Origin of the sequence: Massilia aurea, from assembly GCF_014200505.1 — a bacterium.
In the GTDB taxonomy this organism is placed as follows: Bacteria; Pseudomonadota; Gammaproteobacteria; order Burkholderiales; family Burkholderiaceae_D; genus Telluria; species Telluria aurea_B.
In genome coordinates this window covers 971,905-994,437 of the sequence record NZ_JACHBX010000001.1, presented here as the reverse complement: position 1 = coordinate 994,437, position 22,533 = coordinate 971,905, and the positions used below count along the sequence as shown (strand labels likewise).

The 22,533-nt window shown below is 67.1% G+C and carries 17 protein-coding genes and 2 pseudogenes; 9 read left to right on the top strand and 10 right to left on the bottom strand.

What is annotated here, in order from left to right:
• Positions 1 to 6: 6 nt before the first annotated feature.
• Genes HD842_RS04415 through HD842_RS04405 form a run of 3 tightly spaced genes read left to right on the top strand, consistent with a single transcriptional unit; the run spans position 7 to position 3,151 of the window.
• A complete protein-coding gene (locus tag HD842_RS04415) occupies positions 7 to 339 on the top strand; it encodes a hypothetical protein (protein WP_183551436.1) in 333 nt (110 codons plus the stop codon).
• Complete coding sequence (locus tag HD842_RS04410) at positions 339 to 1,742, top strand: TolC family protein (RefSeq protein ID WP_183551433.1); 1,404 nt, start codon at positions 339 to 341, stop codon at positions 1,740 to 1,742. Before HD842_RS04415 ends, HD842_RS04410 begins: the two co-directional genes overlap by 1 nt.
• Complete coding sequence (locus HD842_RS04405) at positions 1,739 to 3,151, top strand: multicopper oxidase family protein (RefSeq protein ID WP_183551427.1); 1,413 nt, start codon at positions 1,739 to 1,741, stop codon at positions 3,149 to 3,151. Before HD842_RS04410 ends, HD842_RS04405 begins: the two co-directional genes overlap by 4 nt.
• On the opposite strand, the gene HD842_RS04400 is transcribed toward HD842_RS04405, so the two are convergent.
• The 4 genes and pseudogenes from HD842_RS04400 to HD842_RS04390 all read right to left on the bottom strand — a co-directional run bounded on the left by HD842_RS04400 (position 3,148) and on the right by HD842_RS04390 (position 8,912).
• Positions 3,148 to 5,904: an ATP-binding protein gene (locus HD842_RS04400; protein WP_183551425.1), complete on the bottom strand. Its 2,757-nt coding sequence runs from the start codon at positions 5,902 to 5,904 to the stop codon at positions 3,148 to 3,150. The two genes, HD842_RS04405 and HD842_RS04400, sit on opposite strands and share 4 nt — an antisense overlap.
• 145 nt (positions 5,905 to 6,049) lie before the next feature.
• Positions 6,050 to 6,229 (bottom strand): annotated as a pseudogene (locus HD842_RS24435) (heavy-metal-associated domain-containing protein); the annotation flags it as partial.
• Between the two features lie 99 nt (positions 6,230 to 6,328).
• Positions 6,329 to 8,512: pseudogene (locus HD842_RS04395) on the bottom strand (heavy metal translocating P-type ATPase); the annotation flags it as partial.
• 61 nt (positions 8,513 to 8,573) lie between these two features.
• Complete coding sequence (locus HD842_RS04390) at positions 8,574 to 8,912, bottom strand: hypothetical protein (protein WP_221290120.1); 339 nt, start codon at positions 8,910 to 8,912, stop codon at positions 8,574 to 8,576.
• A 171-nt stretch (positions 8,913 to 9,083) separates the two neighbouring features.
• Between HD842_RS04390 and HD842_RS04385 the strand changes: the two genes are divergently transcribed.
• From HD842_RS04385 to HD842_RS04375, 3 genes are all read left to right on the top strand, one after another.
• A complete protein-coding gene (locus HD842_RS04385; protein ID WP_183551421.1) occupies positions 9,084 to 9,581 on the top strand; it encodes a nuclear transport factor 2 family protein in 498 nt (165 codons plus the stop codon).
• A gap of 222 nt (positions 9,582 to 9,803) precedes the next feature.
• Positions 9,804 to 10,433, top strand: a complete 630-nt coding sequence (locus tag HD842_RS04380) for a superoxide dismutase (RefSeq protein WP_183551418.1) — start codon at positions 9,804 to 9,806, stop codon at positions 10,431 to 10,433.
• A 97-nt stretch (positions 10,434 to 10,530) separates the two neighbouring features.
• Positions 10,531 to 11,160, top strand: coding sequence for an NAD-dependent dehydratase (locus tag HD842_RS04375; protein WP_183551415.1), 630 nt, complete (start codon positions 10,531 to 10,533; stop codon positions 11,158 to 11,160).
• Positions 11,161 to 11,165: 5 nt separating this feature from the next.
• Here the strand turns inward: HD842_RS04375 and HD842_RS04370 are convergent, their stop codons facing one another.
• Positions 11,166 to 13,220: a TonB-dependent receptor gene (locus HD842_RS04370; protein WP_183551412.1), complete on the bottom strand. Its 2,055-nt coding sequence runs from the start codon at positions 13,218 to 13,220 to the stop codon at positions 11,166 to 11,168.
• 109 nt (positions 13,221 to 13,329) lie between these two features.
• Here HD842_RS04370 and HD842_RS04365 point away from each other — a divergent pair, with 109 nt between their 5' ends.
• Complete coding sequence (locus HD842_RS04365; protein ID WP_183551409.1) at positions 13,330 to 13,794, top strand: hypothetical protein; 465 nt, start codon at positions 13,330 to 13,332, stop codon at positions 13,792 to 13,794.
• Positions 13,795 to 13,871: 77 nt separating this feature from the next.
• Here HD842_RS04365 and HD842_RS04360 read toward each other — a convergent pair whose 3' ends face one another.
• From HD842_RS04360 to HD842_RS04345, 4 genes are all read right to left on the bottom strand, one after another.
• Entirely contained in the window at positions 13,872 to 15,131 is a 1,260-nt protein-coding gene (locus tag HD842_RS04360; protein ID WP_370660813.1) for a PQQ-dependent sugar dehydrogenase, read from the bottom strand.
• A 29-nt stretch (positions 15,132 to 15,160) separates the two neighbouring features.
• Entirely contained in the window at positions 15,161 to 15,592 is a 432-nt protein-coding gene (locus HD842_RS04355) for a DUF2231 domain-containing protein (RefSeq protein WP_183551404.1), read from the bottom strand.
• A gap of 184 nt (positions 15,593 to 15,776) precedes the next feature.
• Entirely contained in the window at positions 15,777 to 16,205 is a 429-nt protein-coding gene (locus HD842_RS04350; protein WP_183551401.1) for a hypothetical protein, read from the bottom strand.
• 22 nt (positions 16,206 to 16,227) lie between these two features.
• Positions 16,228 to 16,956 carry a hypothetical protein gene (locus HD842_RS04345; RefSeq protein ID WP_183551398.1) on the bottom strand — a complete coding sequence of 243 codons (729 nt, stop codon included), beginning with the start codon at positions 16,954 to 16,956 and terminating at the stop codon, positions 16,228 to 16,230.
• Between the two features lie 437 nt (positions 16,957 to 17,393).
• On the opposite strand from HD842_RS04345, the gene HD842_RS04340 reads away from it, so the two are divergent.
• Positions 17,394 to 20,750, top strand: coding sequence for an nSTAND1 domain-containing NTPase (locus HD842_RS04340; protein WP_183551395.1), 3,357 nt, complete (start codon positions 17,394 to 17,396; stop codon positions 20,748 to 20,750).
• Positions 20,747 to 21,247, top strand: a complete 501-nt coding sequence (locus tag HD842_RS04335; RefSeq protein ID WP_183551392.1) for a hypothetical protein — start codon at positions 20,747 to 20,749, stop codon at positions 21,245 to 21,247. Before HD842_RS04340 ends, HD842_RS04335 begins: the two co-directional genes overlap by 4 nt.
• A gap of 11 nt (positions 21,248 to 21,258) precedes the next feature.
• Here HD842_RS04335 and HD842_RS04330 read toward each other — a convergent pair whose 3' ends face one another.
• Positions 21,259 to 22,491, bottom strand: coding sequence for an MFS transporter (locus HD842_RS04330; protein ID WP_229424595.1), 1,233 nt, complete (start codon positions 22,489 to 22,491; stop codon positions 21,259 to 21,261).
• Positions 22,492 to 22,533: the final 42 nt, after the last annotated feature.

The window sequence follows — 22,533 nt, the reverse complement described above, 5'->3', positions numbered from 1 at the left end:
GGAACCATGTCGACCTTTACCCGACCACAGCTGCTGCTGGCCTGCATTCTGGCCAGCGCCCTGACGCCGGCCGCAGCGCAGAGCGGCCACCGCACCACGCCGGCCGCCAACGCCACCGACCCGGACGCCGCCGTCCCCGAAACCCGCTACCAGCCGGCGTACGTCCCCCCGGCACGCGCCGCCGCCACGACCACGCCCGATCGCGCCTGGCAGGAACACAACCGCATCGTGGCAGCCCAGCCCGGCCACGACGCGCATGCCGGGCACGGCAAGCCGGCGCCCGATCCACACGCGCACCACCACACCCCTGCCCAGCCAGACCACAAGGAGCACCACTGATGGCTAGTCCAATTTCATGGCATGCCGCGCTGGCCCCGAGCCTGGCCGTAAGCCTGGGCCTGCTGCTGGCCGGCTGCGCCAGCGTCGCGCCCGAGCGCGCCTTCGAGGCCAGCGCCGCTGCAGCGCAGGCGCGCACGGGCGTGGATGCGCGCCTGCTGCGCAGCGATGCCGACCGCCAGGCCTTGCAAACGGAGATCGACACGCTGCTGCAGGCGCCGCTGACGCAGGACGCGGCCGTGCGCATCGCCGCGCTCAATCACCCTGGCCTGCAGGCCACTTACTGGGAAGCCGGCATTGCCCAAGCCGACGTGGCCCAAGCCGCGCGCCTGCGCAATCCGGGGTTCGGGTTCTCGCGCATGGACGGCGGCGGCAGCCGGGAAACCGAACGCTCGGTCTCGATCGACCTGGCGGGCCTGCTCACGATGCCGCTGCGCCAGCGCATGGCCGCGCGGCGCCTTGACGAAACGACGCTGCGCGTGGCCGCGGCCATCGAGCATCACGTCAACGCCACCCGGCGCGCCTGGATCGAGGCGGTGGCGGCGCACCAGGCCGTGGCCTACGCACGGCAGGTGGCCGACGCCGCCGACGCGTCAAGCGCCTTGATGACGCGCATGACCCAGGCCGGCAATGCCAGTGCGCTGGACCTGGCGCGCGAGTCGGCCTTCCACGCCGAAGCCGGTGCCGGCGTACTGCGCGCCGACCGCCTGGCCAACGCCGCGCGCGAACATCTGACGCGCCAGCTCGGCCTGTGGGGCGCGCAGGCAAGCTACACACTGCCCGAGCGCTTGCCCGACCTGCCGGCGGCGCCCGCCGAACTGGCCGGCGTCGAGCGCACGGCGCTGAGCCAGCGCCTGGACGTGCAGGCCGCGCGCGCCGCCGCAGCCGGCACCGCCGCCGACCTGGGCCTCACCCGCACCACGCGCTTCGTCAATGTGCTCGACCTGGGCTATGCGGACAAGCGCGAGACAGGCGAACCGAAAAGCGATGGCTACGAGATTGGCCTGGAGCTGCCACTGTTCGACTGGGGCGGCGCCCGCGTGGCGCGCGCCGAAGCGGTGTACATGCAGTCGCTCGGGCAGGTCGCGGCGGTCGCGGTCAACGCCCGCAGCGAAGCGCGCGCGGGCTACCTCGCCTACCGCGCCAGCTACGACGTGGCGCGCCACTACCGCGATCAGGTGATCCCGCTGCGCAAGCAGATCGCGGACGAGATGCTGCTGCGCTACAACGGCATGCTGGCCAGCCCGTTCGAGCTGCTGGCCGACGCGCGCGAACAGGCTGCCGCGGTGCACGCCACCATCGAAGCGCTGAAGGATTTCTGGCTGGCCCAGGTCGACCTGGAAACCGCCATCGGCACGCGCCTGCCGGCGCCATCGACCACTGATATGAAGGACACCCCACCATGACCAACCGCAGATCGTTCCTGACCGGTGCCGGCGCCGGCATCACGGCACTGGGTGCCTCGCTCGTGAGCCGTGCCGGCGCGGCGTCGCTGCCGGAAGCCCCGACCCATACGTCAAGCGCCACCGCCGCGCCGCTGGCCCCGACGGGCGGGCGACCGTACAACCCCGTCGTCACGCTCAACGGCTGGACGCTGCCGTGGCGCATGAAGGACGGCGTCAAGGAATTCCACTTGGTGGCCGAACCGGTCGTGCGCGAATTCGCGCCCGGCATGCAAGTCAACCTGTGGGGTTACAACGGCCAGAGCCCGGGCCCGACCATCGAAGTGGTCGAGGGTGACCGCGTGCGCATCTTTGTCACCAACAAGCTGCCCGAACACACGAGCGTGCACTGGCACGGCCAGTTGCTACCGTGCGGGATGGACGGCGTGACGGGCCTGACCCAGCCCGGCATCCAGCCCGGCAAGACCTTCGTCTACGAATTCGTCGCGCGTCATGCGGGCACCTTCATGTACCACCCGCACGCCGACGAGATGCAGCAGATGGCGATGGGGATGATGGGCTTCTGGGTCACGCACCCGAAGAACCCGCGCCAGCACGCCGTCGATCGCGATTACGTGATGCTGCTGTCCTCGTACGACATCGAACCGGGCAGCTATACGCCGCGCACCAACACGATGCTCGACTTTAATCTGTGGACCATCAACAGCCGCGTGTTCCCGGGCCTGGACCCGATGGTCGCGCGCCTGGGCGACAAGGTGCGTATCCGCGTGGGCAACCTGACGATGACGAACCACCCGATCCACCTGCACGGGCACCGCTTCGAGGTCGCTGGCACCGATGGCGGCTGGGTGCCGAAGTCGGCGCGCTGGCCCGAGGTGACGACCGACGTCGCCGTCGGCCAGATGCGCGCCATCGAGTTCGTGGCCGACGCACCGGGCGACTGGGCCTTCCACTGCCACAAATCGCACCACACGATGAACGCGATGGGCCATGACGTGCCCACGCTGATCGGCGTCGACCATCGCGGCGTGGCCGAGAAGATCAACAAGCTGGTGCCGGGCTATATGGTCATGGGCGACAAGGGCGGCTCGATGGGCGACATGAAGATGCCGCTGCCGGCCAACACGCTGCCGATGATGAGCGGCGACGGCCCGTTCGGCAACCTGGAGATGGGCGGCATGTTCACAGTGCTCAAGGTGCGCGAAGGCCTCAAACGCGGCGACTACAGCGACCCTGGCTGGTACCGGCATCCGCCTGGCACGGTGGCGCGCGAATGGACCGGTGACGGGGCCGGGGCGCTACCGCCAGCGCCACGGGCGCCCGATGCCCGCCCGGCACCGGCGCCCGCCGGCCAGGCGATGGATGCGCGCAAACCCGGCGCGAACGACATGACGGGGCACGAACACCACTAGCCTGCTGCAGGTGCCTCAGGCACCTCGGGTACCTCGGGTACCTGGCGTAGCAGCGCAATCAGCTGCTGCGGCGCGACCGGCTTCGTGAAGTGCTCGTCGAAGCCGGCCGCCAGCGAGGCGGCCCGGTCTTCCTTTCTGCCGCGCCCCGTCACGGCCACCAGGTACGGGCGCGGCGCATCCTGGGCCAGCATGCCCGCCAGTTCCAGGCCATCCAGGTGCGGCATGCCCAGGTCGAGCACCGCGATCCGGGCCGGCCGTTCGCGGTGCAGGCGCAGCGCTTCTGCGCCATCGTGCGCCACCATCACGGTCGCGCCTTCCGAGCGCAGCAGCCAGGCCAGCGATTCCGCCGCATCCACATTGTCGTCGGCCACCAGAATATGCTTGCCCAGCGCAGCGCCATCAGTCACGGGAAGTACTTCGCCCGGCGCCATGGCCGGCTCCTCGCACAGGCGCAGGCGCACGAGGAAGGTCGCGCCGTGGCCCGGCCCGTCGCTGTCGGCGCGGATGCTGCCACCATGCAGTTCGACGAACCCCTTGGCCAGCGACAGCCCGATCCCCAGGCCGCCCTGCGCCAGGTGACTGGCGCTGCCGGCCTGCACGAACGGCTCGAACACGCGTTCGAGCATGTCGGGCGCCAGTCCCACGCCGCTGTCCGCGACCCACGCCACGGCCTGGTTATCTTCGCGCCGCAAGCCCAGTTCGAGACCGCCGCCGGGCGGCGTGTACTTGGCCGCATTCGTGATCAGGTTGGCGAACACCTGCGTCAGGCGCAGCGGATCGGCGTCGACCCAGAGCGGTTCGTCGACCACCCGCAGCGCCACCTGATGGCGCCCGGCCTCGATCAGCGGCATGCTCGTTTGCAGCGTTTCGCGCAGCAGGCGGCCCAGGTCCACACGCACGCGGCGCAGCTCGATCTTGCCGCGGCTGATACGCGATACGTCCAGCAGGTCGTCGAGCAGGCGCGCCATCTGGTCGGTCTGGCGCGCCACCATGGCGGCGATCCATTCGATGCGTTCCGGCGCCAGCGCCTTGCTGCGCAGGAGCGAGGCCGCGTTGGCGATCGGCGCGAGTGGATTGCGCAGCTCGTGCGCCAGCGTGGCGATATAGACGTCCTTGCGCCCGTCGGCCTCGCGCAGACTGTGCATCGCCGCTTCGCGCTCGGACACATCCAGCACCAGCGAGAACACGGTCTGGATCTCGCCTGCCTCGTCGACCAGCACCGAGTTGTACCATTCGCAGCACAGCGCGCGCCCGTCGCGGGTGCGGTTGCGGTTGGCCGACTTGGCGTAGCGCGTGCCGGAGTCGATCAGGCGCGCGATCATCGCGCCCACCTGATCGGCATCGCCCTCGTGGATCATGCCCATGCCGTCGATCCGCTGGCCGATGGCCTCGCCTGCGGACCAGCCGAACAACTCTTCGGCGCGGCGGTTCCACAGCGTGATGACCAGGTCGCGGTCCCATTCGATCACGGCCAGCGGCGTGTTCTCGATCAGATAGCGGGTCTGGTCGAGCGCCCGTGCCAGCGCCGCACTGGCCTCGGTGCGCTCGGTGATGTCGTCGATGACGATCACGGCGGCGGCCAGTTCGGCGGCGCTCTCGCGCAGCGGCGCGCCGCTGACCGCGTACACACGGCGCGCGCCGCCCTGCACACTCTCGATCATGGCATCGTCAAAGGCCCGGCCACTGATCGCACGTGCGACCGGTTCGCAGATCAGGTCCAGCATGCCCTTGACGCCGTCGGCTCCGAAGTGGCGCGCCATCTGCGTCGCCTGGTCGTTCGCCATCACGCAGCAGCCCCGGGCATCGACGATCAGCACGCCGTCGGGCAACTGGCGCAACACGGTGCCAAGCAGGCTTTGCCACTGCGCATGGGCGCGCGTTTCGATCATTTCCTGGAACGTTGCATGCAGGCGCGCATGCAGCGCGATATTGTCGATCGCCAGCGCGCCCAGCACGAACAGCGACGTCGATAGCCCGTACAGGCGCCCGGCATAGAACCCGAGGTCGTAGAGACCCGTATTGAACACGCAGGACAGGCCCACTTCGAACACCCAGGCCGCCATTGCCACGGTCAGCCAGACATCGAGCACGGTACGCGGGCGCTTTTGCACCGTGGCGTACAGGACGTAGACCGACAGCGCCAGTATCGCAGCCGAAATACCATGGTAGAGCGGCAAGGTGCGCGTGCCATCGATCAGTCTGGGCAGATACGGCGCGCCAGTCGTGCCCACCAGCACCAGCAGCGACACGAACAGCGCGGTCAGCAGCGCGCCGATGCGCATGAAGTGTGGTGGCAGCGGCGCCCCGGCCAGGCGCCCGCGCGCACTGCGCGAGTAGCCAAGCACGAACAGCGGATACAGCGCGTGCCACGCCGCGTGCAGCCAGGCGGCGGTTTGCGGATTACCGCCGAGCACGCCCTTGTCGCCAAGCAGCCCGTGGATCGTAAGCATGTGGGCGCCAGCGATCAGCGCCGTGAACAGGTAGCCAAGGGCAAGGATGCCCAGGGCCAGCGAGCGTCGCGTGTGGACATGACCGAGCAGCAGGATGCCGGTGACGAAGTTGCTTGCGATCAGCGTCGACAGATAGATCGGCAGGAATTCGGGCGCGCGCGGCAAGGGCACGCCGGCTGCCGGCACCAGGACTGCAAACAGCAGCCCCAGCGCCGCGAGCACCATGACCGCCCGACGCAGCTGGGCTCTACCGGGCGGATGCTTGACCAGGTCGATCGGTTCTGCGAGCACACCATCTCTCATGAGGATTCCGCTGACGAGGTCGGTCGGGGATGCCAGTGTTCGGTATTGTTCTTTCTACAAAATATAGCCTAAATGAATATTGTTTGGGGGTGTATTTATCCGCTTATCGTCCAGGAAACACATTGGGCCGTGTGACCGGTCTGCTTCAGGCGCCGGCCGTCACCGGATAGCCAGCGCCGTCAATGGCCGCGGCCAGCGGGGCCACCTCAAGCGCGCTGTCGATGCGGACCTTGCCGCTGGCCAGATCGATGTTCACCGTGGCGGCCGGGTCGACGGCGTGGACGGCGGCCGTCACGCGGCCAACACAGTGTTTGCAGGTCATGTCGGCAACAGTCAATTCATACATGGGAAGTTCTCCTTTGGTTGGGGGTGCAGGAATGGGGTCGGACTCGGGTGCAGGCGCACCGGTGACAGGGGTGGCAGGGGTGGCATTCGGCGCGGCGCGCCAGCGGCGCAGCAGCAAGGCGTTGGCCACTACGCTGACCGAACTGAGCGCCATCGCGGCGCCGGCCAGCACCGGATTGAGCAGGCCGAAGACGGCCAGCGGCACGCCGATCAGGTTATACACGAAGGCCCAGCCGAGGTTCTGGCGAATCTTGCGCCAGGTACGCTGCGAGACGTCGAGCGCGTCGGCCACCAGCATCGGATCGCCCCGCATCAGCGTGATGCCGGCGCTGTGCATCGCCACATCGGTCCCGGTTGCCATCGCCATGCCGACATCGGCGGCAGCCAGCGCGGGTGTATCGTTGATGCCATCGCCGATCATGGCGACCGTGTGGCCAGCCTGGCGCAGCGCCGCGATGACGGCGGCCTTGTCGGCCGGCAGCACCTCAGCGTGCACGCACGTGATGCCGAGCGCGCGCGCCACGCCCTGCGCGGCCCCGGCGCTGTCGCCGGTCAGCAGCACGGGCGTGATGCCGCGCGCAACCAGCCGCGCGACAGCATCCTGCGCGCCGGGTTTGAGCCGGTCGCCGAACGCGAGCAGGCCAAGCACGGTGACGGCGTCGCCGCGCCGCTCGGCCAGCCAGGACACGGTGCGCCCGTCCGCCTCATGCGCCTCTGCCCCGCCCGCCAAGACGCCGAGGTCGTTCATCAGGCGCCGGTTGCCAAGCAGGATCGTCGCGCCTTCGACGTCGGCTTGCACGCCACGGCCCGGCACCGCGCGCCCGTCGGTCGCATCCGGCACGGGCAGCGTGCGCCGCGCCGCTTCGTCCAGCACGGCGCGTGCCAGCGGATGGGTGCTGGTTTGCTGGACCGCGGCAGCCAGCGTGAGCAGGCGCGTCGCATCCGGGCCTTCCAGCGCCAGCAATTGCGGACGGCCCTCGGTCAGGGTGCCGGTCTTGTCGAACACGACGACGTCGACGGCATGCGCCGTTTCCAGCGCCTCGGCGTCCTTGATCAGAATGCCGTGACGCGCAGCCACGCCGGTGCCGACCATGATCGCCGTCGGCGTGGCCAGGCCCAGCGCGCACGGACAGGCAATCACCATCACGGCCACTGCGTTGAGCAGCGCGCCCTGCCAGTCCCCCGTGCCCACGCCCCAGGCCAGCAGCGTGACGAGCGCAATGGCGAGCACCACCGGCACGAACACGGCGCTGACACGGTCAACCAGGCGCTGGATCGGCGCCTTGGCCGCCTGCGCGTCTTCGACCATGCGGATGATCTGCGCCAGCGTCGTGGCGCTGCCGACGGCGCTGGCGCGCACCAGCAGCAGGCCCTCCGCGTTCACGGCACCGCCCACGACCGCGTCAAGCGGTCCCTTAGCCAGTGGCAGGCTCTCGCCGGTCAGCAGCGACTCGTCGACGTGGCTCAGGCCCTCGAGCACAACGCCATCGGCAGGAACCCGCTCGCCGGGCTTGACCACCATGACGTCACCCACGCGCAGCGCTGCCAACGGCACGCGCACATCGGCGCCGTCGCGCCGCACGAGGGCGTCGGCGGGCTGCAGGCGTTCCAGCGCGCCCAGTGCCTCGATCGTCTGGCGCCGGGCGCGGCCTTCCAGCCACTTACCGAGTAGAACCAGCGTGATGACAACGGCCGACGATTCAAAATACAGGTGGGATACAGCATGCCTGCTCTGCGTCAGCAGCAGGTACAGCGACAGGCCGTAGGCGGCGCTCGTGCCGATGGCCACGAGTAAGTCCATATTGCCGGCACCGGCGCGCAGTGCGCTCCAGCCGGCGCGGTAAAAGCGGGCGCCGAGCCAGAATTGCACGGGCGTGGCCAGCAGCCACTGCACCCAGCCGGGCAGCATCGCGTCGATGCCGAACGGCGCCAGGACCATCGGCAACACCAGCGGGATGGACAAGAGCGCGCCGACGGCGACCGGCCACCATGTGGCGGCGCCGGTCTTGACAGGCACAGTCGGCGCGTCAGCCGTCTCGATGCGGGCCGCGTAGCCGGCCGCTTCGACGGCGGCCAACAGTGCTGCCGGTGGCGCAGCGCCGTCAATCCGGGCCTTTTCGGTGGCCAGGTTGACACTGGCGCCCGTGACGCCAGGGACGTGTGCCAGGGCTTTTTCGACGCGTGCCACGCAGGAGGCGCAGGTCATGCCATCGATTACCAGTGTGACCGGCGGCTGTGCGGGAGAGAGTGTATTGGCATCCATCCGACAAGGATAAACCTTCCCACTGCGGGCAGGTCAACACTCTGGTGAAGTGTGCCTTAGGTTAGCTGCCGAAGTTGAACAGCACGCCTACCGCGAGTTCGACCCACAGCGCGGCAAACACCAGCGCCAGCACGCCGATAACGGCGACGCGCTGCCACAGGACCAGGCGCGCGACGCGGCGGCCCGTGCGCAGACAGGTCCAGCCAGCGGTGGCCAGCAGCACTGCGGCCACCGCGAAATCGACACCGGTCCACTGAACGCCATGCGCGAATTGCATCCCCGCCAGCGGCACCAGCAGGATCATCGCCGTTGCCAGCGCGACGCGCACGGCATCGATACCCATCGACGCGCGCAGTGCGACGTCGTTCGAAGGGACGTTTCCGCCGCCTGCCATCGTCATGAAATACTCCGGTAAGTCACCGGCCAATCGTGCCGGAGCCGCCAGTGTAGTCCTATTGTCGTGCCGACAACAGAAATACGTACAACAACCGCCTTCTGGTGAAACATTCTGTTACATTCGTGGCACACCAGACTTTATATACTGACTTACAGTTTCTCTGGACCAGTCATCATGCGCGTCTCGCCGTCTGCTCTCTTCCTGTCATGCCTGTTTGCCTCGGGCGTCGCGACGGCGCACGTGCCGCTGCGGGGCGCCCCGCCCGGCCTCGCCGTCACGACCGCGCAGTCGCCACTGATGGTGGCGCTGCGCGATGCCGAACGGCATCTTGCCGAGGCCGTCGCCACCCGCGACGTCGATGCCCTGCGCGACCTGATCGCCACCGACTACTATCACGTCGAAACCAATGGCCGCGTGCGCACCCGCAGCGAATTCATGCAGGTGCTGGCGCGCGACGAATACGAGTTTCGCACGTACAGCAATGTGAGCATGGAAATCCAGTTGCTCGACAGCGGCCACACGGCCATCGTCCGCGGTCGCATGCAGGCCGATCTGCAGCCAGCCGGCGGGCCGCGCGAGTTTCGCGGGCGCTATGTCCGCGTCTGGCAGCTGCAGACCGACGGCTGGCGCAACACGATGATGCAGAGCACCGAGATCCGGCCGGCACGCTGATAACTGCCTTCGCGCTCGCCCTGCGCGGCAGCCAATTGCAGATGCTGGTATTCTGGACAAGTCAGGGCGCACGCTGAACACGTTTCGGCGGGTGCCCCGGGGTGTGCGTTGCCCATCCCACGTTGACCAGCACATGCACGACGCCGGGCCGTGACGAACATGGCCCTGGTGCCTCGCTTCATACCGGAACAGTGTTCCCAACCATCTGAACGGAGAATGATCATGCCATACACATTGCCACCACTGCCTTACGCTTACGATGCCCTCGAGCCGCATTTCGATTCGCGCACGATGGAAATCCACCACACGAAGCACCATCAGGCCTACATCACCAACGTCAACAACGCGCTGGGTGAAGCCGGCGTCGCCGAGATGCCAGTCGAGCAGCTGATCGCCGACATCGGCAGCCTGCCGCAAGCCGTCCAGGGCCCCGTGCGCAACAATGGCGGCGGTCACGCCAACCATTCGCTGTTCTGGACCGTGCTGACTCCCGAAGGCGGCCAGCCAACCGGCAAGGTCGCACAGGCGATCGAAGACGACCTGGGCGGCTACGAGAAGTTCAAGGATGCCTTCACCAAAGCCGCGCAGACCCGCTTCGGTAGCGGTTGGGCCTGGCTGACCGTCGGCAAGGATGGCAAGCTGCTGGTCGAAAGCAGCGCCAACCAGGACAGCCCGCTGATGGGCCAGTTCGCCGGCATGTCGGGCGGCACGCCAATCCTGGGCCTGGACGTGTGGGAACACGCGTACTACCTGCAATACCAGAACAAGCGCCCTGACTACATCGCGGCCTTCTTCAACATCATCAACTGGGCGGAAGTCGAACGCCGCTACGAAGAAGCGCTGGCCAAATAAGCCGTTGCCCGGGCCTGCCTTGCAGGCCATGCTTCACACGCGAGGCCGGCCATGATGCCGGCCTCGCGTCGTTTACGTTTGCGACGAAGGACACCCCATGAAACTGCTGCTGGTTGGATCGAGCGGACTGGTTGGAAGCCACGTGCTGGAGATGGCGCTGGCCGACCCGAAGGTCACGTCGGTGGTGGCGCCCACGCGGCGAGCGCTGCCGGTGCACCCAAAACTGCAGGCGCCCGTCGTCGACTTCGACGCCTTGCCGCCGGACGCGGCCTGGTGGCAGGCCGACGCCGTCATCTGCACGCTGGGCACGACGATGCGCAGTGCCGGTTCGCAAGCTGCGTTCCGGCGCGTGGACCATGACTACCCGCTGGCCGTGGCCAGGCTGGCGCGCCAGCACGGCACGCCGTGTCACGTGCTGAACTCGGCCATCGGCGCCGATCCGGACGCACGTTTTTTCTATAACCGCGTCAAGGGCGAACTCGAACGCGACCTGGCAGGGCTGGGATTCGCGTCGCTGACCCATGTGCGGCCGGGCCTGATTGGCGGAGAGCGCCATGAACAACGCCCCGGTGAACGCGTGTCTGGCGTCATACTGGGGCTGCTCGGGCCCGTGCTGCCGCGCCGCTGGCGCATCAACCCTGCCCCGCGCATCGCGCACGCCCTGATCGACGCCGCGCTGCAGGCGCGCCCGGGCGTGCACATCGTCCCCTCTGAGCAGCTGGTCTGAGCGCCCTATAATTTCACGTTCAGTGAAATATACGCAGCGCGGCCGTTACCCGATGAGAACATCGGCTGCGCCTGGCTTGCCGGCCAGAAGAAGTTGTCGTACCACGCGTATTCGTACTGACGGTCCGCGATGTTCTTGACCTGGACATCGATGCTGGTGCGCGCCGAGATCGTGTAGCGCACATTGGCGTCGAACAGCACGAAGCCGCCGAACTTGCCCTGCTCGTTCGGATTGTCGATGTAGTAGCTGCCCTGCGAACGGCCCTGCAGGCCGAAGCGCCAGCTGTCCGAATGCTTGTAGTCCAGGCTCACATTGGTGATGTGGCGCGGCGTCGAGAACACTTCCTTGCCGGCCAGCGAGACGCCATTTGCGCCCGTGGCCTTGAGCACTTCCGCTTTTTGCAGCGAGTGCGACAGCGACAGTTCGAGCTTGTCGGTGACCTTGCCCGACAGCTGGAAGTCGAGACCTTCGCGGCGCGTCTCGCCCAGCCCCACCGTGGTGCCGGTGGCCGGCATGTTTGCCACTTCGCCGGTGGCATCCTGGCGCCAGAGCGCCAGACGCAGGTCGCTGCGCGTGGTGGGCTTGAGCTTGACGCCGACTTCCTTGCCGGTATTGACCGACGCGTCGAACGGCGCCTGGCCCGGTACCAGGTAAGCCGGGCCCACGGAACCCGTCAGGATCTGGAACGTGCGGCCCCAGTTGCCATACACGCTGATGTCTGTCGCCGGACTCCAGACCATGCTGAACTTGGGCTGCTTGATCCAGCCGTAATCCTGCAGTCCTGCGCTCGTTCCACCCGCCAGTGGCTGGTTGCCGGTGAAGCGGTCGACCCGGTAGCCCGGCACGAGCTGGATGGTGTCCGTTGCCTTGATCACCGCCTGCACATAGGCACCGACATTGTTGAACTTGTAGCGGTCGTCGTTCTGGATGCGGGCCGGCGTCGTGAAGTCCGTCGGGATCGAGAAGTTGTAGCGCAGGCGGCGGTAGCCGTTGTCCTGGCGCTCGGTGTTGACGCCGCCATCGACCGTGACGCGCTCGTTCGCCCGCCACGTCAGGGTGCTCATGAAACCGAGCTGCTCTTCATCCCACAGACGGCGCTGGCGCGGTGCATTGCCTTCGGGATTGCTGGTGAAGGTGACGCGGCGGTCGTCCTTGTACTCGTTGTAGTACAGCTTGTTGCTGAGGAACGCGTTTGGCGTGATGTGCCAGTCCAGGTGCGCGCTTGCGTGATGCATGTCGCGGTCGGTCTTGTCGTTGGCGTTCTTGCGCGGCGACTGGCGGCGGTCGGCAGCCAGCTCGGCTGCGGTCAGGAAGCCCGGCTCGCCCGACGTGTGCTGATAGGTGCGCACGACCAGGCCAGCCGTGACCGCCTTGTCGTTCGACGTGACGAACCACTTGCCGCCGACCGTGTATTTGTTGGAGTCGCCGTTCGCGCGGTAGCTGTCAGTCAATTGCCTGGCCACGAAATAGTTTTGCGCAAAGCCATCGGCTTCGCGACCGTATGCCGCCTGCACTTCGCGCGTATTGAAGCTGCCGTAGGTGAACCGGCTGTCGAAGTAATTGCCGCCCTGGCGCGTGCCGATGTTCAGGTTGCCGCCGATATTGTGCAGGCCGTAGCGCGGGTCGTTCGTGCCGCGCACCACTTCGATATAGTCGACTTCGAGCGGGAAGATCATGTCGATGAAGCGCTGGTTGCCGCTGTTGACATTGCTCGGGATGCCGTCGATCAGCACCTTGATGCCATTGATATAGCCTTCGCCATTGAATGCGCGAAAACTCGCCTTGCCCGACTCGGCGCCCATCCGCGTCTCGGTCAATTGCACACCGGGCAACTGGCCGACGAGCTCCCAGCTGTTGGTCACGTTCTTGTCTTCGATCTTGTCCGCGCCCAGTACGTCGACCGATGTCAGGACGCGGCTCGAACGCAAGGCGCCGGCATCGCGCTGGGCGCTCACGCGCACCTCGCCCATGACGATTGCAGGATCGGCGGCGTGAGCCAACGTGGAACCGAGAGTTGCCAGAGCAAGTGCATGGGCAACAGGAAGGAGCTTGAATGTCATCAGAAAAACCTTGTCATGAACGGCGCAAGCGGCGATGCCCGCTGAGTCGATAATGATAAACCATTCTCAGTAGAGATGGCAATATGTGGGATGTTGCTCGGCATGGGGTATGCTGAATCATCGCCCCACCGAGGCAAGCCAACTCGCCATGAAAATTGTGTTTATGAAGCATCTGACCGCCCTGCTGTTCGCCGCTCTGCTTGCCAACCCTGCGATGGCGCAGGCGACCGAGTTTCGCTGCCTGGTCTCGATCGACGCCACGACGCCCATCCGGCTTCAGTTCGACTTCCCACAGTCCGAACGCGCACACGCCGCCGTGCGCTACCAGCGCGGCAGCAAGCCGATACCACTGCGGGCGCTCAAGACGAGTTCAGTGGAGATGACACCGGGCAGACCGTTCGAGTTCACCACAATCTGGCAGGAACCCGGCAAGAACGGCGGCACGTACACCGTCGCGACCCAGGGCGCGCTCATCAACGAGTTCACGTATCTGCGTGCCCGGGACAAGAAGACGTTCAGATTCGAGGAAGACATGGGCGCAATGGAAACATCACGCTGCAAGTGGGGGAAGTAAAGGGCGAAAAAAAGCCGCAGCGCGAATGACGCCAGGCTTGGCATCATTCACGCTGCGGCGGTTGCTCTAGAGGCCGATCAGCGGTTCGGCACCACGCGCCAGACCGTGTTGGCCAGGTCATCGGCAATGATCAGCGCGCCGCGCGGATCGACCGTCACACCGACCGGGCGGCCACGCGTCTTGCCGTTGGCATCCCGGAAGCCCGTGGCGAAGTCGATCGCCGTGCCGGCTGGACGGCCATTCGCGAACGGCACGAAGATCACCTTGTAGCCCACCGGATTGTCGCGGTTCCAGCTGCCGTGTTCGCCCACAAACGCGCCATTGGCAAATTTTGCGCCCATCGTCGGCAGCGAGAAGTGCAGACCCAGCGCCGCGACGTGCGAGCCAAGGCCATAGTCCGGCTTGATCGCAGCCGCCACCTTTTTCGGGTTCGGCGGCATCACGCGCGGATCGACGTTCTGGCCCCAGTAGCTGTACGGCCAGCCATAGAAGCCGCCCTCTTTCACCGACGTCAGGTAATCCGGCACCAGGTCCGGGCCCAGCTCGTCACGCTCGTTCACGACTGACCACAACTGGCCCGTTTCCGGGTTCATCGCCAGCGCTGTCGGGTTGCGCAGGCCCGTGGCGTACGGCTTGTGGGCGCCCGTCGTCACGTCGATCTGCCAGACCATTGCGCGATCGACTTCGGCTTCCATGCCGCGCTCGGTGATGTTGCTGTTCGAACCGATACCGACGTAGACATAGCGGCCATCGGGGCTGATGGTCATCGCTTTCGTCCAGTGGTGGTTGATCTCGGCGGGCAGTTGGGTGAGCGTCACCGGCGCTGCGGCAGCCTTGGTCTGACCCGGCTGGTAATCAAAGGTGACGACTGCATCCTGGTTCGCCACGTACAGCTTGTTGTTGGCAAACGCCAGCCCGTATGGGGCGTTCAGGTTCTCGGCGAACACGGTCTTGAGCTCGTACTGGCCGTCACCGTCCGCATCGCGCAGCAGCGTCAGGCGATTGCCGCCTTTGACCTTGGTATTGCCCTGCGCCTTGATGTAGCCGGCAATGACGTCTTTCGGCTTGAGCTTGGCAGCGCTGCCGCCACGCCCTTCCGCCACCAGGATGTCGCCGTTCGGCAGCACCAGCATCTGGCGTGGAATCTTCAGGTCGGTCGCGATGGCCGTGATGCTGTAACCCTCTGGCACGGTCGGCTTCTGATCACCCCATGCGGTTGGCTCGGCAATCTTCATGCTCGGGAACAGGCCGCGCTCGGGCGCCGGCAGCTTCGGATCCGGGCCGCTGGCCAGGTTGGTATTGGCTTCATTACTGCAGGCGCTGGCCAGCAGGGTCATGCTAAAAAGGGCAAGTGCGCTCGAGCGATTCATTTCAGTCCTCCCGAACGTGGGTTAAGGCCTAAGACAGCGGTAATGCAAATCAGGATAAAGACGATGACCGACAGCAACAGGCCGGTCGGCATGAGCGCCCAGGCATCCTTGGCATGCTGAAACGCGTTGACCAGACCGATCACGAAGGTCAGCAGCAGCAGCACGAAGTAGTTCAACGGCCGACCGGCCATTGGCCTGGCGCGCAGCAGATTGACCAGCGCGAACACGAGCGCCAGTCCGGCGAACAGCAAGGCACCGGCGTTCAGCCACGAAGCGAAATTGCTCCACTGGATCTGGTAGGTGTTGTAGTAGGTGTAATCGCTGAGCAATGCGCCGAGGAACAGCGACACACTGCCGGCAAGCAGGATCGTGTGGAGCACGCCTGGCGCGCGGACATAGCCTGCGCTGGCCGTGGTGACAGTAGACATGGGGTTGACCTTATTGGTAATTTTGATAACGCAGACTATAGCGGCTATGCCAACTGACTGTCGCCTCGTTGAGCACGCCGCACATCGCGCATCGTCGTCCTACCAATCGCCCCGTCCGTACATCGATGGTGAAGACGATACTCGCCCGTAGCACCGGGCTTTAATAAAGCGCTCAATGAAGCCTTCATTGAGGCCGTTTCGCCGCCAGCGCGATCCGGTACAGGGCGCATGCGCCATCGGGCGCCGGACGGTGGCCGATCTCGACCGTCAGCAAGGGCCGGCGGGAAGCGCCCGAGCCAGCCAGGGTCTCGGGCTGCATCTGCGCCTCCCCGGCAGCGCAGACATAACGCAGTGGGCGCGCCACCGGCCAGTGGGTGCAGGCTTCCAGCCGGGCATTGCGCGTGAATACCTGGAACACCAGCGGCAGCACGACGAAATGCTGTGCTGCTGCCGACGCCTGCGCGGCATCGCACCACAGTTCGGCGCCATCCGGCGTATGGCGCAGCAGCAGGCCGTCGCGCAGCATCAGCGCCGTCGTCTCAAGGCTGGGGATGAAGCGCAGGTCAATGGCCCTGCCCGCCAGATGCGGGTGACTGACCACGATGGCCAGCATGGGCCGGTACCTGGCCATCGCCTTATGGCGTCCGCAGCGAAAGGCAACGGGGCAGATGTTCCTGCAACGCTGCCATGCAGCGCGCGGCCATCTGCTCCTGGTCGCCGATGGCGTTGTCGCTGTCCAGGTCGCTGTCATGCGCGCGGTCGAACTGCGCATACCACAGCACTGCCCCGCCTGTCCCCTGCCGCAGGATCAGGGAGACCCGCAGCAGCAAGGCATCCTGGCGCACGGCGCCCTCGAGCAGGTAGAGGGCGCGAGGCCGGTCGGCCGGTGGCGCCGCGCGGTCCGCGCTCGCCAGACTGAGTGAGTGGAGTTCACGGTACAGCCGGAATCCCAGTTCGTCGTTCAAGCCTGCAGTAAAGTGCGCGGCCTGCGCGTCGCCGCACAGGCAGATGAGTGGGCTGAACAGCAACAGCGGCGCGGCGACCTGGCTTGCGTTGCCTGCCGGCTGGCTGTCGGCGAGTGCGATGCGGGCGTGGTAGCGGCCTTGCGGCACAGTGATGCGCAAGGGATCGGCGGCCCCTTCGTCCGCGTAATACGCGGTCAGGCGCAGGCGCAGACGCCCGGCCTGGACCCGGACGATGGGATCGTCTGCGGGGAGATACGATGCCGGATCGCGGCCGAACACGGCAACGCCGATCTCGTGTTCCGGCGGCGAGGCAGCCGTCTCGTCGCACCGCAGCACGCGCTCGACCAGATAGCTGAGCAGCGCCGTGCACCGGCGTGCCTTGGCAAATCGCTTGCTCATCACCACACGTTGCAACGCCTCGCGGACGACGTCATCGGAGCATGGCCGTGGCGCACTGGCGACGGCCGGCGTTCCGGTGATGAGTGACAATGCGGGGGGGTTCATCGTGCTCTCCTCTGGCGCGTGTTGTACGCACTGTGCCGACGCATCCTATGGCAACCCCGGCGTCGGCGCCTTCCGGTTACCTTCCCGCGCCTGCACATACCGCAAGTACTTGATTCGACTGAGTAAAGTGACTAGTCCATCCTGCCCGCTCCCGCACCTGCAGTCAGCGGCGCGGCGTCCATCCAGATAACCACAGTCAGTGCAACCGAAAGATTGTCAGGTTTACAAAACCATCTTTCACGTGAGATATTTACAGCCTACAAAGTCGGCGGGCCCTGCCCCGCCTGCCCCGGCCGACCGGGATGCGCTTCACCCACCCCCAGGGAGTGATCTTGAACTACGCATCACCACCGGAATTACGTGCGCTACGCGAGGGCGACCCGCTGATCGACAACGGCCGTTTCCTGCTTGGCGACTGGACGATCGACGTGGCGGCGCACCGGATCGCGCGCGGCGACGACGTGATCGCACTGGAGCCGCGACCGATGGCCGTGCTGGCTGAACTGTGCCGCCGTAGCGGCGAGGTCGTGACGGCCGATACCCTGCTCGATGCCTGCTGGCCTGGCCAGGTGCAGGGCGACAACCAGGTGCACAAAGTGATTGCCGGCCTGCGCCGGGCGCTGCAGGACGCGGCCGCCAGCCCCCGCTACATCGAAACGATCCGCAAGCAGGGCTACCGGATGATCGCCCCGATCCGCGTATTGTCCGATGGCGGACCGCGCAGCCTGAGCGGCGCGTGGCGCGGCGCGTCACCGTTTCGGGGACTGGAACCGTTCGGCACGGAACATGCGGCCGTGTACTTCGGCCGTGATGAGGCCATCAAGCAACTGCATCGGCGTCTTGGTGAGCAGCAGGCGCGGGGCCATGCGCTGGTGGTGCTGCTGGGTCCGAGCGGCTCCGGCAAGACGTCGCTGGTACGGGCCGGCCTCATTCCCGCCATGCTGGCCGCGCCCGCGCCGGGCGATGCGCGCGTGCGGGCTTGCACCGCGACGGTGCTGGATCTGGGCGCACTCGACGAGACCGGCCCCTGGCAGGCGCTGGCCGGCGCCCTGCTCGATTGGGAGATCGGTAGTGTCGCGCTGTTGTCGGGCCACAGCATTGCCTCACTGGCGGCGCTGCTGCGCGCCGAACCGGACGACGTGCTGCGGCTGCTGCGGATCGGTTTGCAGGCACGGCGCGCTGGCAACCAGGACCTGCCGCTGCTGGTACTGGACCGTCTCGAGAGCCTGTTCGGCCCGGCCATGGCCGCGGGCCTGCCGGATTTTCTCGACTGTATCGGGCGGCTGGTACGCAGCGGCATGGCGCTGGTGCTGGCCGTGTGCCGCAACGATGTCTATCCCAGCCTGTCGTCCCACCGCCTGTTCATGCACGACAAGGAGCACGGCGCGCACATGGACCTGGCCCCGCCCGACGCCCAGGCGATCATGCAGATGATCCGCCTGCCCGCCCGCGCGGCCAACCTGGTCTATGGCAGCGATGCGAGCAGCCTGAACCGGCTTGACGACCGCCTGTGCGCCGATGCGATGCAGGCCGGCGACGCCCTGCCGCTGCTGCAATACACGCTGCAAGCCCTGTACCTGGCGCGTGCGCCGGGCGACGAGCTGACCTGGGCCGCCTACGATGCGCTGGGCGGCCTGGAAGGCGCCATCGGCAGCCGGGCCGAGGCGATCCTGGCGGCCTTGCCGGTCGCCCAGCAGGCTGCGCTGACGCGCCTGCTGCCGCGTCTGGTCACCCTGTCGGCCGACGACGCCTCGCCCAGCAGCCGCTCGGTCACCGGCGCCAGCCTGGCCGACGTGCATGAGCGGGCATTGGTCGATGCGCTGATCGAGGCGCGCCTGCTGGTGGCCGACCGCCTAGGCGGCGGCGAAATCGGCTTTCGCGTCGCGCACGAAGCGTTGCTGCGCCGCTGGCCACGGGTTACTGCCTGGATTGCGCAGCACCGGGCGACGCTGACCGCCCGCGCCGAGCTGGGACCGTGGGTGCGCCGCTGGCTGGACAGTGGCCGCGCCAGGACGTGCCTGTTGCCGCGGGTGCCGCTGCTGTGGCAATCACGGGATGCGGTGCGCGCCGCGCCGCAACTGTTCGGGCGCGACGAGCATGACTTCGTGACGCGCTCCCAGGCGCGGCTCACGGCGCTGGCGCGCTGGCGCGTGGGCGCGCTGGTCGGCGCACTGGCGCTGGCGTTGACCGCCGGCCTGGTCGCCGTGCACAACGCACAACTGGCCGACACCGTGACCGCACGCGAGCGCCAGAGCCGGCGCCTGGCCACCTTCATGCTCGGTGAGCTTGCCGACCAGCTGCGGCCGATCGGCAAGCTCGATCTGCTCGGCAGCATCGGTGAACAAGGCTTGCAGGTGCTCAACCCGCAGGATGTCCGGGACGAGCTGCCGGCCGACACCCTGCAGCGCGCCAAGGCGCTCGTCGTGATCGGCGAAGTCAACAGCAGCCGGGGAACGCAGCAGCTCGCGATGGCCGGCACGGCGCTGGCGCGCGCCTACGCCCTGCTCGCGGCCATGGGACCGGCGCCGGGCCTCGATTCTGGCGAGTATTACAAGACGCTGGGCGCCAGCGCGTTCTGGCTGGGCCAGATCGCCTATGACGCCGGCCGCCTCGATGACGCCACAGTGCAGATGAACCGCTATCGCATGGCCAGCCAGGCCTGGCTGGCCGCCGCGCCGGCGCATCCCCAGGCCAGGGCCGAGCTGGGTTATGCGCTCGGCAGCCTGAGTTCGATTGCGATGCGGCGCGGCCGCTGGGTTGATGCGCAGCGCGGCTTCGAGGCCTCGCTCGCACTCAAGCTGGCGGTGCTGGCCGACCATCCGGACGATATTGACGCCCAGGACGCGGTTGCCAGCGCGCGCGCCTGGCTGGGCCAGCTCGCGCATCTGAAAGGCAACAACCGACGCGCGCTGGCGCTGTACGACACCGCGCGCACTGTGCAGCAGCGGCTGCAACAGGCACGCCCGGGCGAAGCGGTGCGGCTGCGCGATCTGGGCGTCATCGAGAGTCGGCGCGCCGAAGCACTGCAGGCATTGGGCCGGCACCTTGACGCCATCGCGGCCAGACAGGCGGGGGCCCGCTGGATGCGCCAGGCGCTGGTCGCCGGCGCCAGCAACGCCTTCTGGCAGGCCGAAAGCCTGCTGGCCGACAGCGCCCTGCTGCTGGCGCAGTCGGATGCCGGCATGTCCGTCACTGCCGAGATGACCGCATTGCAGCGCCGCCTGGCGGGTCACGACCAGGCCGGCCAGGCCATACGCGAGTGGCGCCAGAGCGCCGTGCAGGCGCGCCTCGTGATCGCCGCGCAAGCGCTGCGGGCACGCGATCCGGCCAAAGGGCGGGCCGAGGCCAGCGCCGCGGCGCAGGACATCCGCGGCCTGATGGCGCAGTACCCGTATCTGTGGCAGGGCCGGGAGCTGCAGGCACGGGCCGCCATGCTGCTGTTGCAGGCCGAGGCCGGCGCGGCAACTAGCCCCTATCCGGCCGCGCAGTGCAAGGCGGCGCGCAGCGCCTTGCAGCCGGCCATCGACACTGGCCAGGCGGGATTCGTGCGCGAAGCCTGGCTGGTGGCACGTGCATGTGCAGGGGAAGGCGCCATCACCGGCGCCGATGTGCAAACGCTGACGCAAGGCGGCTACCGGCCGCAATCGCCAGCATTTCTTAAAGCAGTTTCAACCAGGATCGCACCATGACAACAGCAGCGCCGGTCTCCATTGCAGCATCCGTGCCAGGCAGTGCCCCCATCTTCTTCGTGGTGCCCGTCATTCCCGACGACGGCAGTGTGGAAAACGTGTTCTATTACGCGCAGGCTGGCAGCGACCAATACTGGGAAAAGATCTCGCCCAAGGACCTCGACGCCAGGCGTGACGGTGGCGATGCGAATGGCGTCATGCTGTTTCAGCCTGACATCGAGGCCATCCTGCAGCACACGCACCTGACAGGCGACCGGCTCGACCGCAGTGTCACCCTGTACGCGGGCGTGGCACGTACGCTGTCGGTGAGCGCCGATCCCCTGCCGAGCGCCTGCCTGTTCGACGCCAACCGGTTCATGGTCATTCCGGTGGTTCCCCACACCACGCGCGGCGTGATCCTCGTGTTCAGCAAGCAGTCGACCGGCAAATCGCCCACACCCGTGTTCGAGCTGATTGCCACCACCGATCCGGAAATCAAGAACGGCGTGGGCAAATAGACCGGCAAGGATTACCCGGACTGACCAGGGGCGCGCGATGCGGCGCCCCGCCAGTAGAATTGCGCGCGGCTGCGCCAGATGATCAGTAGGGTCAGACACAGCGTTGCCGTGGCAGCCCAGGCAAACGACCCCGCGCCGAAGTGGCCCAGCAACATGCCGCCAACGACACTGCCGGCGAAGATCGCGAGATTCCAGACCGTCGTCATCATCGACTGCGCCACATCCTGGCCCGGCCCCGATGCATTCGACAGCGACGTCACGAACAAGGTAGCCGCCCCGCCGAATGCCAGTCCCCAGATGGCAATCGCCACGTACACCACGGCCTGCACGCCGGGCCACAGCGCCAGCATCACGCACGCCACCAAGAACAGACCCGTGCTGGCCATGACCAGCTGGCGCAGCCAGCGGTCGACCAGCGTCCCCACCAGCAGCAGGCTCAGTAACGCGGCGCCGCCGAACAGCGCGAGCAGGAAATCCACGCGTGGCGCCAGCCCAGCCAGCGTCACGAGCGGCGCGATATACGTGTACAACAGGTTGTGCGTGACGACGTACAACAGCAGCACCGCCAGCACGGTGCGCACGCCGGGCAGCGCGAACACCTGCGCCACGCTCTGGCGTTGTTGGCCGGGAATAGCGCGCAGTGCCGGCAGCCGCAGCACGATCCACAGCATCAGCAGCGCCGCCAGCGCACTGAGCGCGCCGAACGCGATGCGCCAGCCAACCAGATTGCCGACATAGGTGCCGAGCGGGATGCCGACCGTCAGCGCCAGCGGCGTGCCCGCCATCGCAATGGCGATCGCCCTACCCTTGTGCTGCGGCGCGACCATGCGCGCCGCGTAGCCGACCAGCATGGCCCAGGCCAGGCCGGCCGCCACGCCGCCCAGGAAGCGGGCGACGAAGATCAGCGCCAGGCTGGTGGACAACGCGGTGATCGTGTTGGCAATCACGAAGCCGGCCAGCGACGTGAGCAGCAAGGTGCGGCGGCCCACCCCTTGCGTGGCGGCCGCCAGCGGGATCGCGGCCAGAACCGAACCCAGCGCGTAGATGCTGATCAGCTGTCCCATCACGGACTGCGAACTGTCCAGGCTGGCAGCAAGCTGCGGCAGCAGCCCGGCGGGCAAGACTTCGGTGAGGATGACGACAAAGCTGACCATCGTCAGCGCCAGCAATGAGGTCAGTGGCAGCTTCGGCGCGGCAGGTTGATCACGGAGTTTGTCGGGGTGCGTCAAGGTATCTGATGTCATGGGTAATGCAATGGCGAACGCCGCAGCGGCGACGCATGGTTG

Bases quoted from the DNA above. Each gene is read 5' to 3' on its own strand.
- HD842_RS04410 (WP_183551433.1), top strand. From the start codon at position 339: ATGGCTAGTCCAATTTCATGGCATGCCGCGCTGGCCCCGAGCCTGGCC.
- HD842_RS04330 (WP_229424595.1), bottom strand. From the start codon at position 22,491: ATGACATCAGATACCTTGACGCACCCCGACAAACTCCGTGATCAACCT.
- HD842_RS04335 (WP_183551392.1), top strand. From the start codon at position 20,747: ATGACAACAGCAGCGCCGGTCTCCATTGCAGCATCCGTGCCAGGCAGT.
- HD842_RS04400 (WP_183551425.1), bottom strand. From the start codon at position 5,904: ATGAGAGATGGTGTGCTCGCAGAACCGATCGACCTGGTCAAGCATCCG.
- HD842_RS04345 (WP_183551398.1), bottom strand. From the start codon at position 16,956: ATGAGCAAGCGATTTGCCAAGGCACGCCGGTGCACGGCGCTGCTCAGC.
- HD842_RS04350 (WP_183551401.1), bottom strand. From the start codon at position 16,205: ATGCTGGCCATCGTGGTCAGTCACCCGCATCTGGCGGGCAGGGCCATT.
- HD842_RS04385 (WP_183551421.1), top strand. From the start codon at position 9,084: ATGCGCGTCTCGCCGTCTGCTCTCTTCCTGTCATGCCTGTTTGCCTCG.
- HD842_RS04360 (WP_370660813.1), bottom strand. From the start codon at position 15,131: ATGACCCTGCTGGCCAGCGCCTGCAGTAATGAAGCCAATACCAACCTG.
- HD842_RS04375 (WP_183551415.1), top strand. From the start codon at position 10,531: ATGAAACTGCTGCTGGTTGGATCGAGCGGACTGGTTGGAAGCCACGTG.
- HD842_RS04415 (WP_183551436.1), top strand. From the start codon at position 7: ATGTCGACCTTTACCCGACCACAGCTGCTGCTGGCCTGCATTCTGGCC.
- HD842_RS04355 (WP_183551404.1), bottom strand. From the start codon at position 15,592: ATGTCTACTGTCACCACGGCCAGCGCAGGCTATGTCCGCGCGCCAGGC.
- HD842_RS04405 (WP_183551427.1), top strand. From the start codon at position 1,739: ATGACCAACCGCAGATCGTTCCTGACCGGTGCCGGCGCCGGCATCACG.
- HD842_RS04370 (WP_183551412.1), bottom strand. From the start codon at position 13,220: ATGACATTCAAGCTCCTTCCTGTTGCCCATGCACTTGCTCTGGCAACT.
- HD842_RS04390 (WP_221290120.1), bottom strand. From the start codon at position 8,912: ATGACGATGGCAGGCGGCGGAAACGTCCCTTCGAACGACGTCGCACTG.
- HD842_RS04365 (WP_183551409.1), top strand. From the start codon at position 13,330: ATGCTGAATCATCGCCCCACCGAGGCAAGCCAACTCGCCATGAAAATT.
- HD842_RS04380 (WP_183551418.1), top strand. From the start codon at position 9,804: ATGCCATACACATTGCCACCACTGCCTTACGCTTACGATGCCCTCGAG.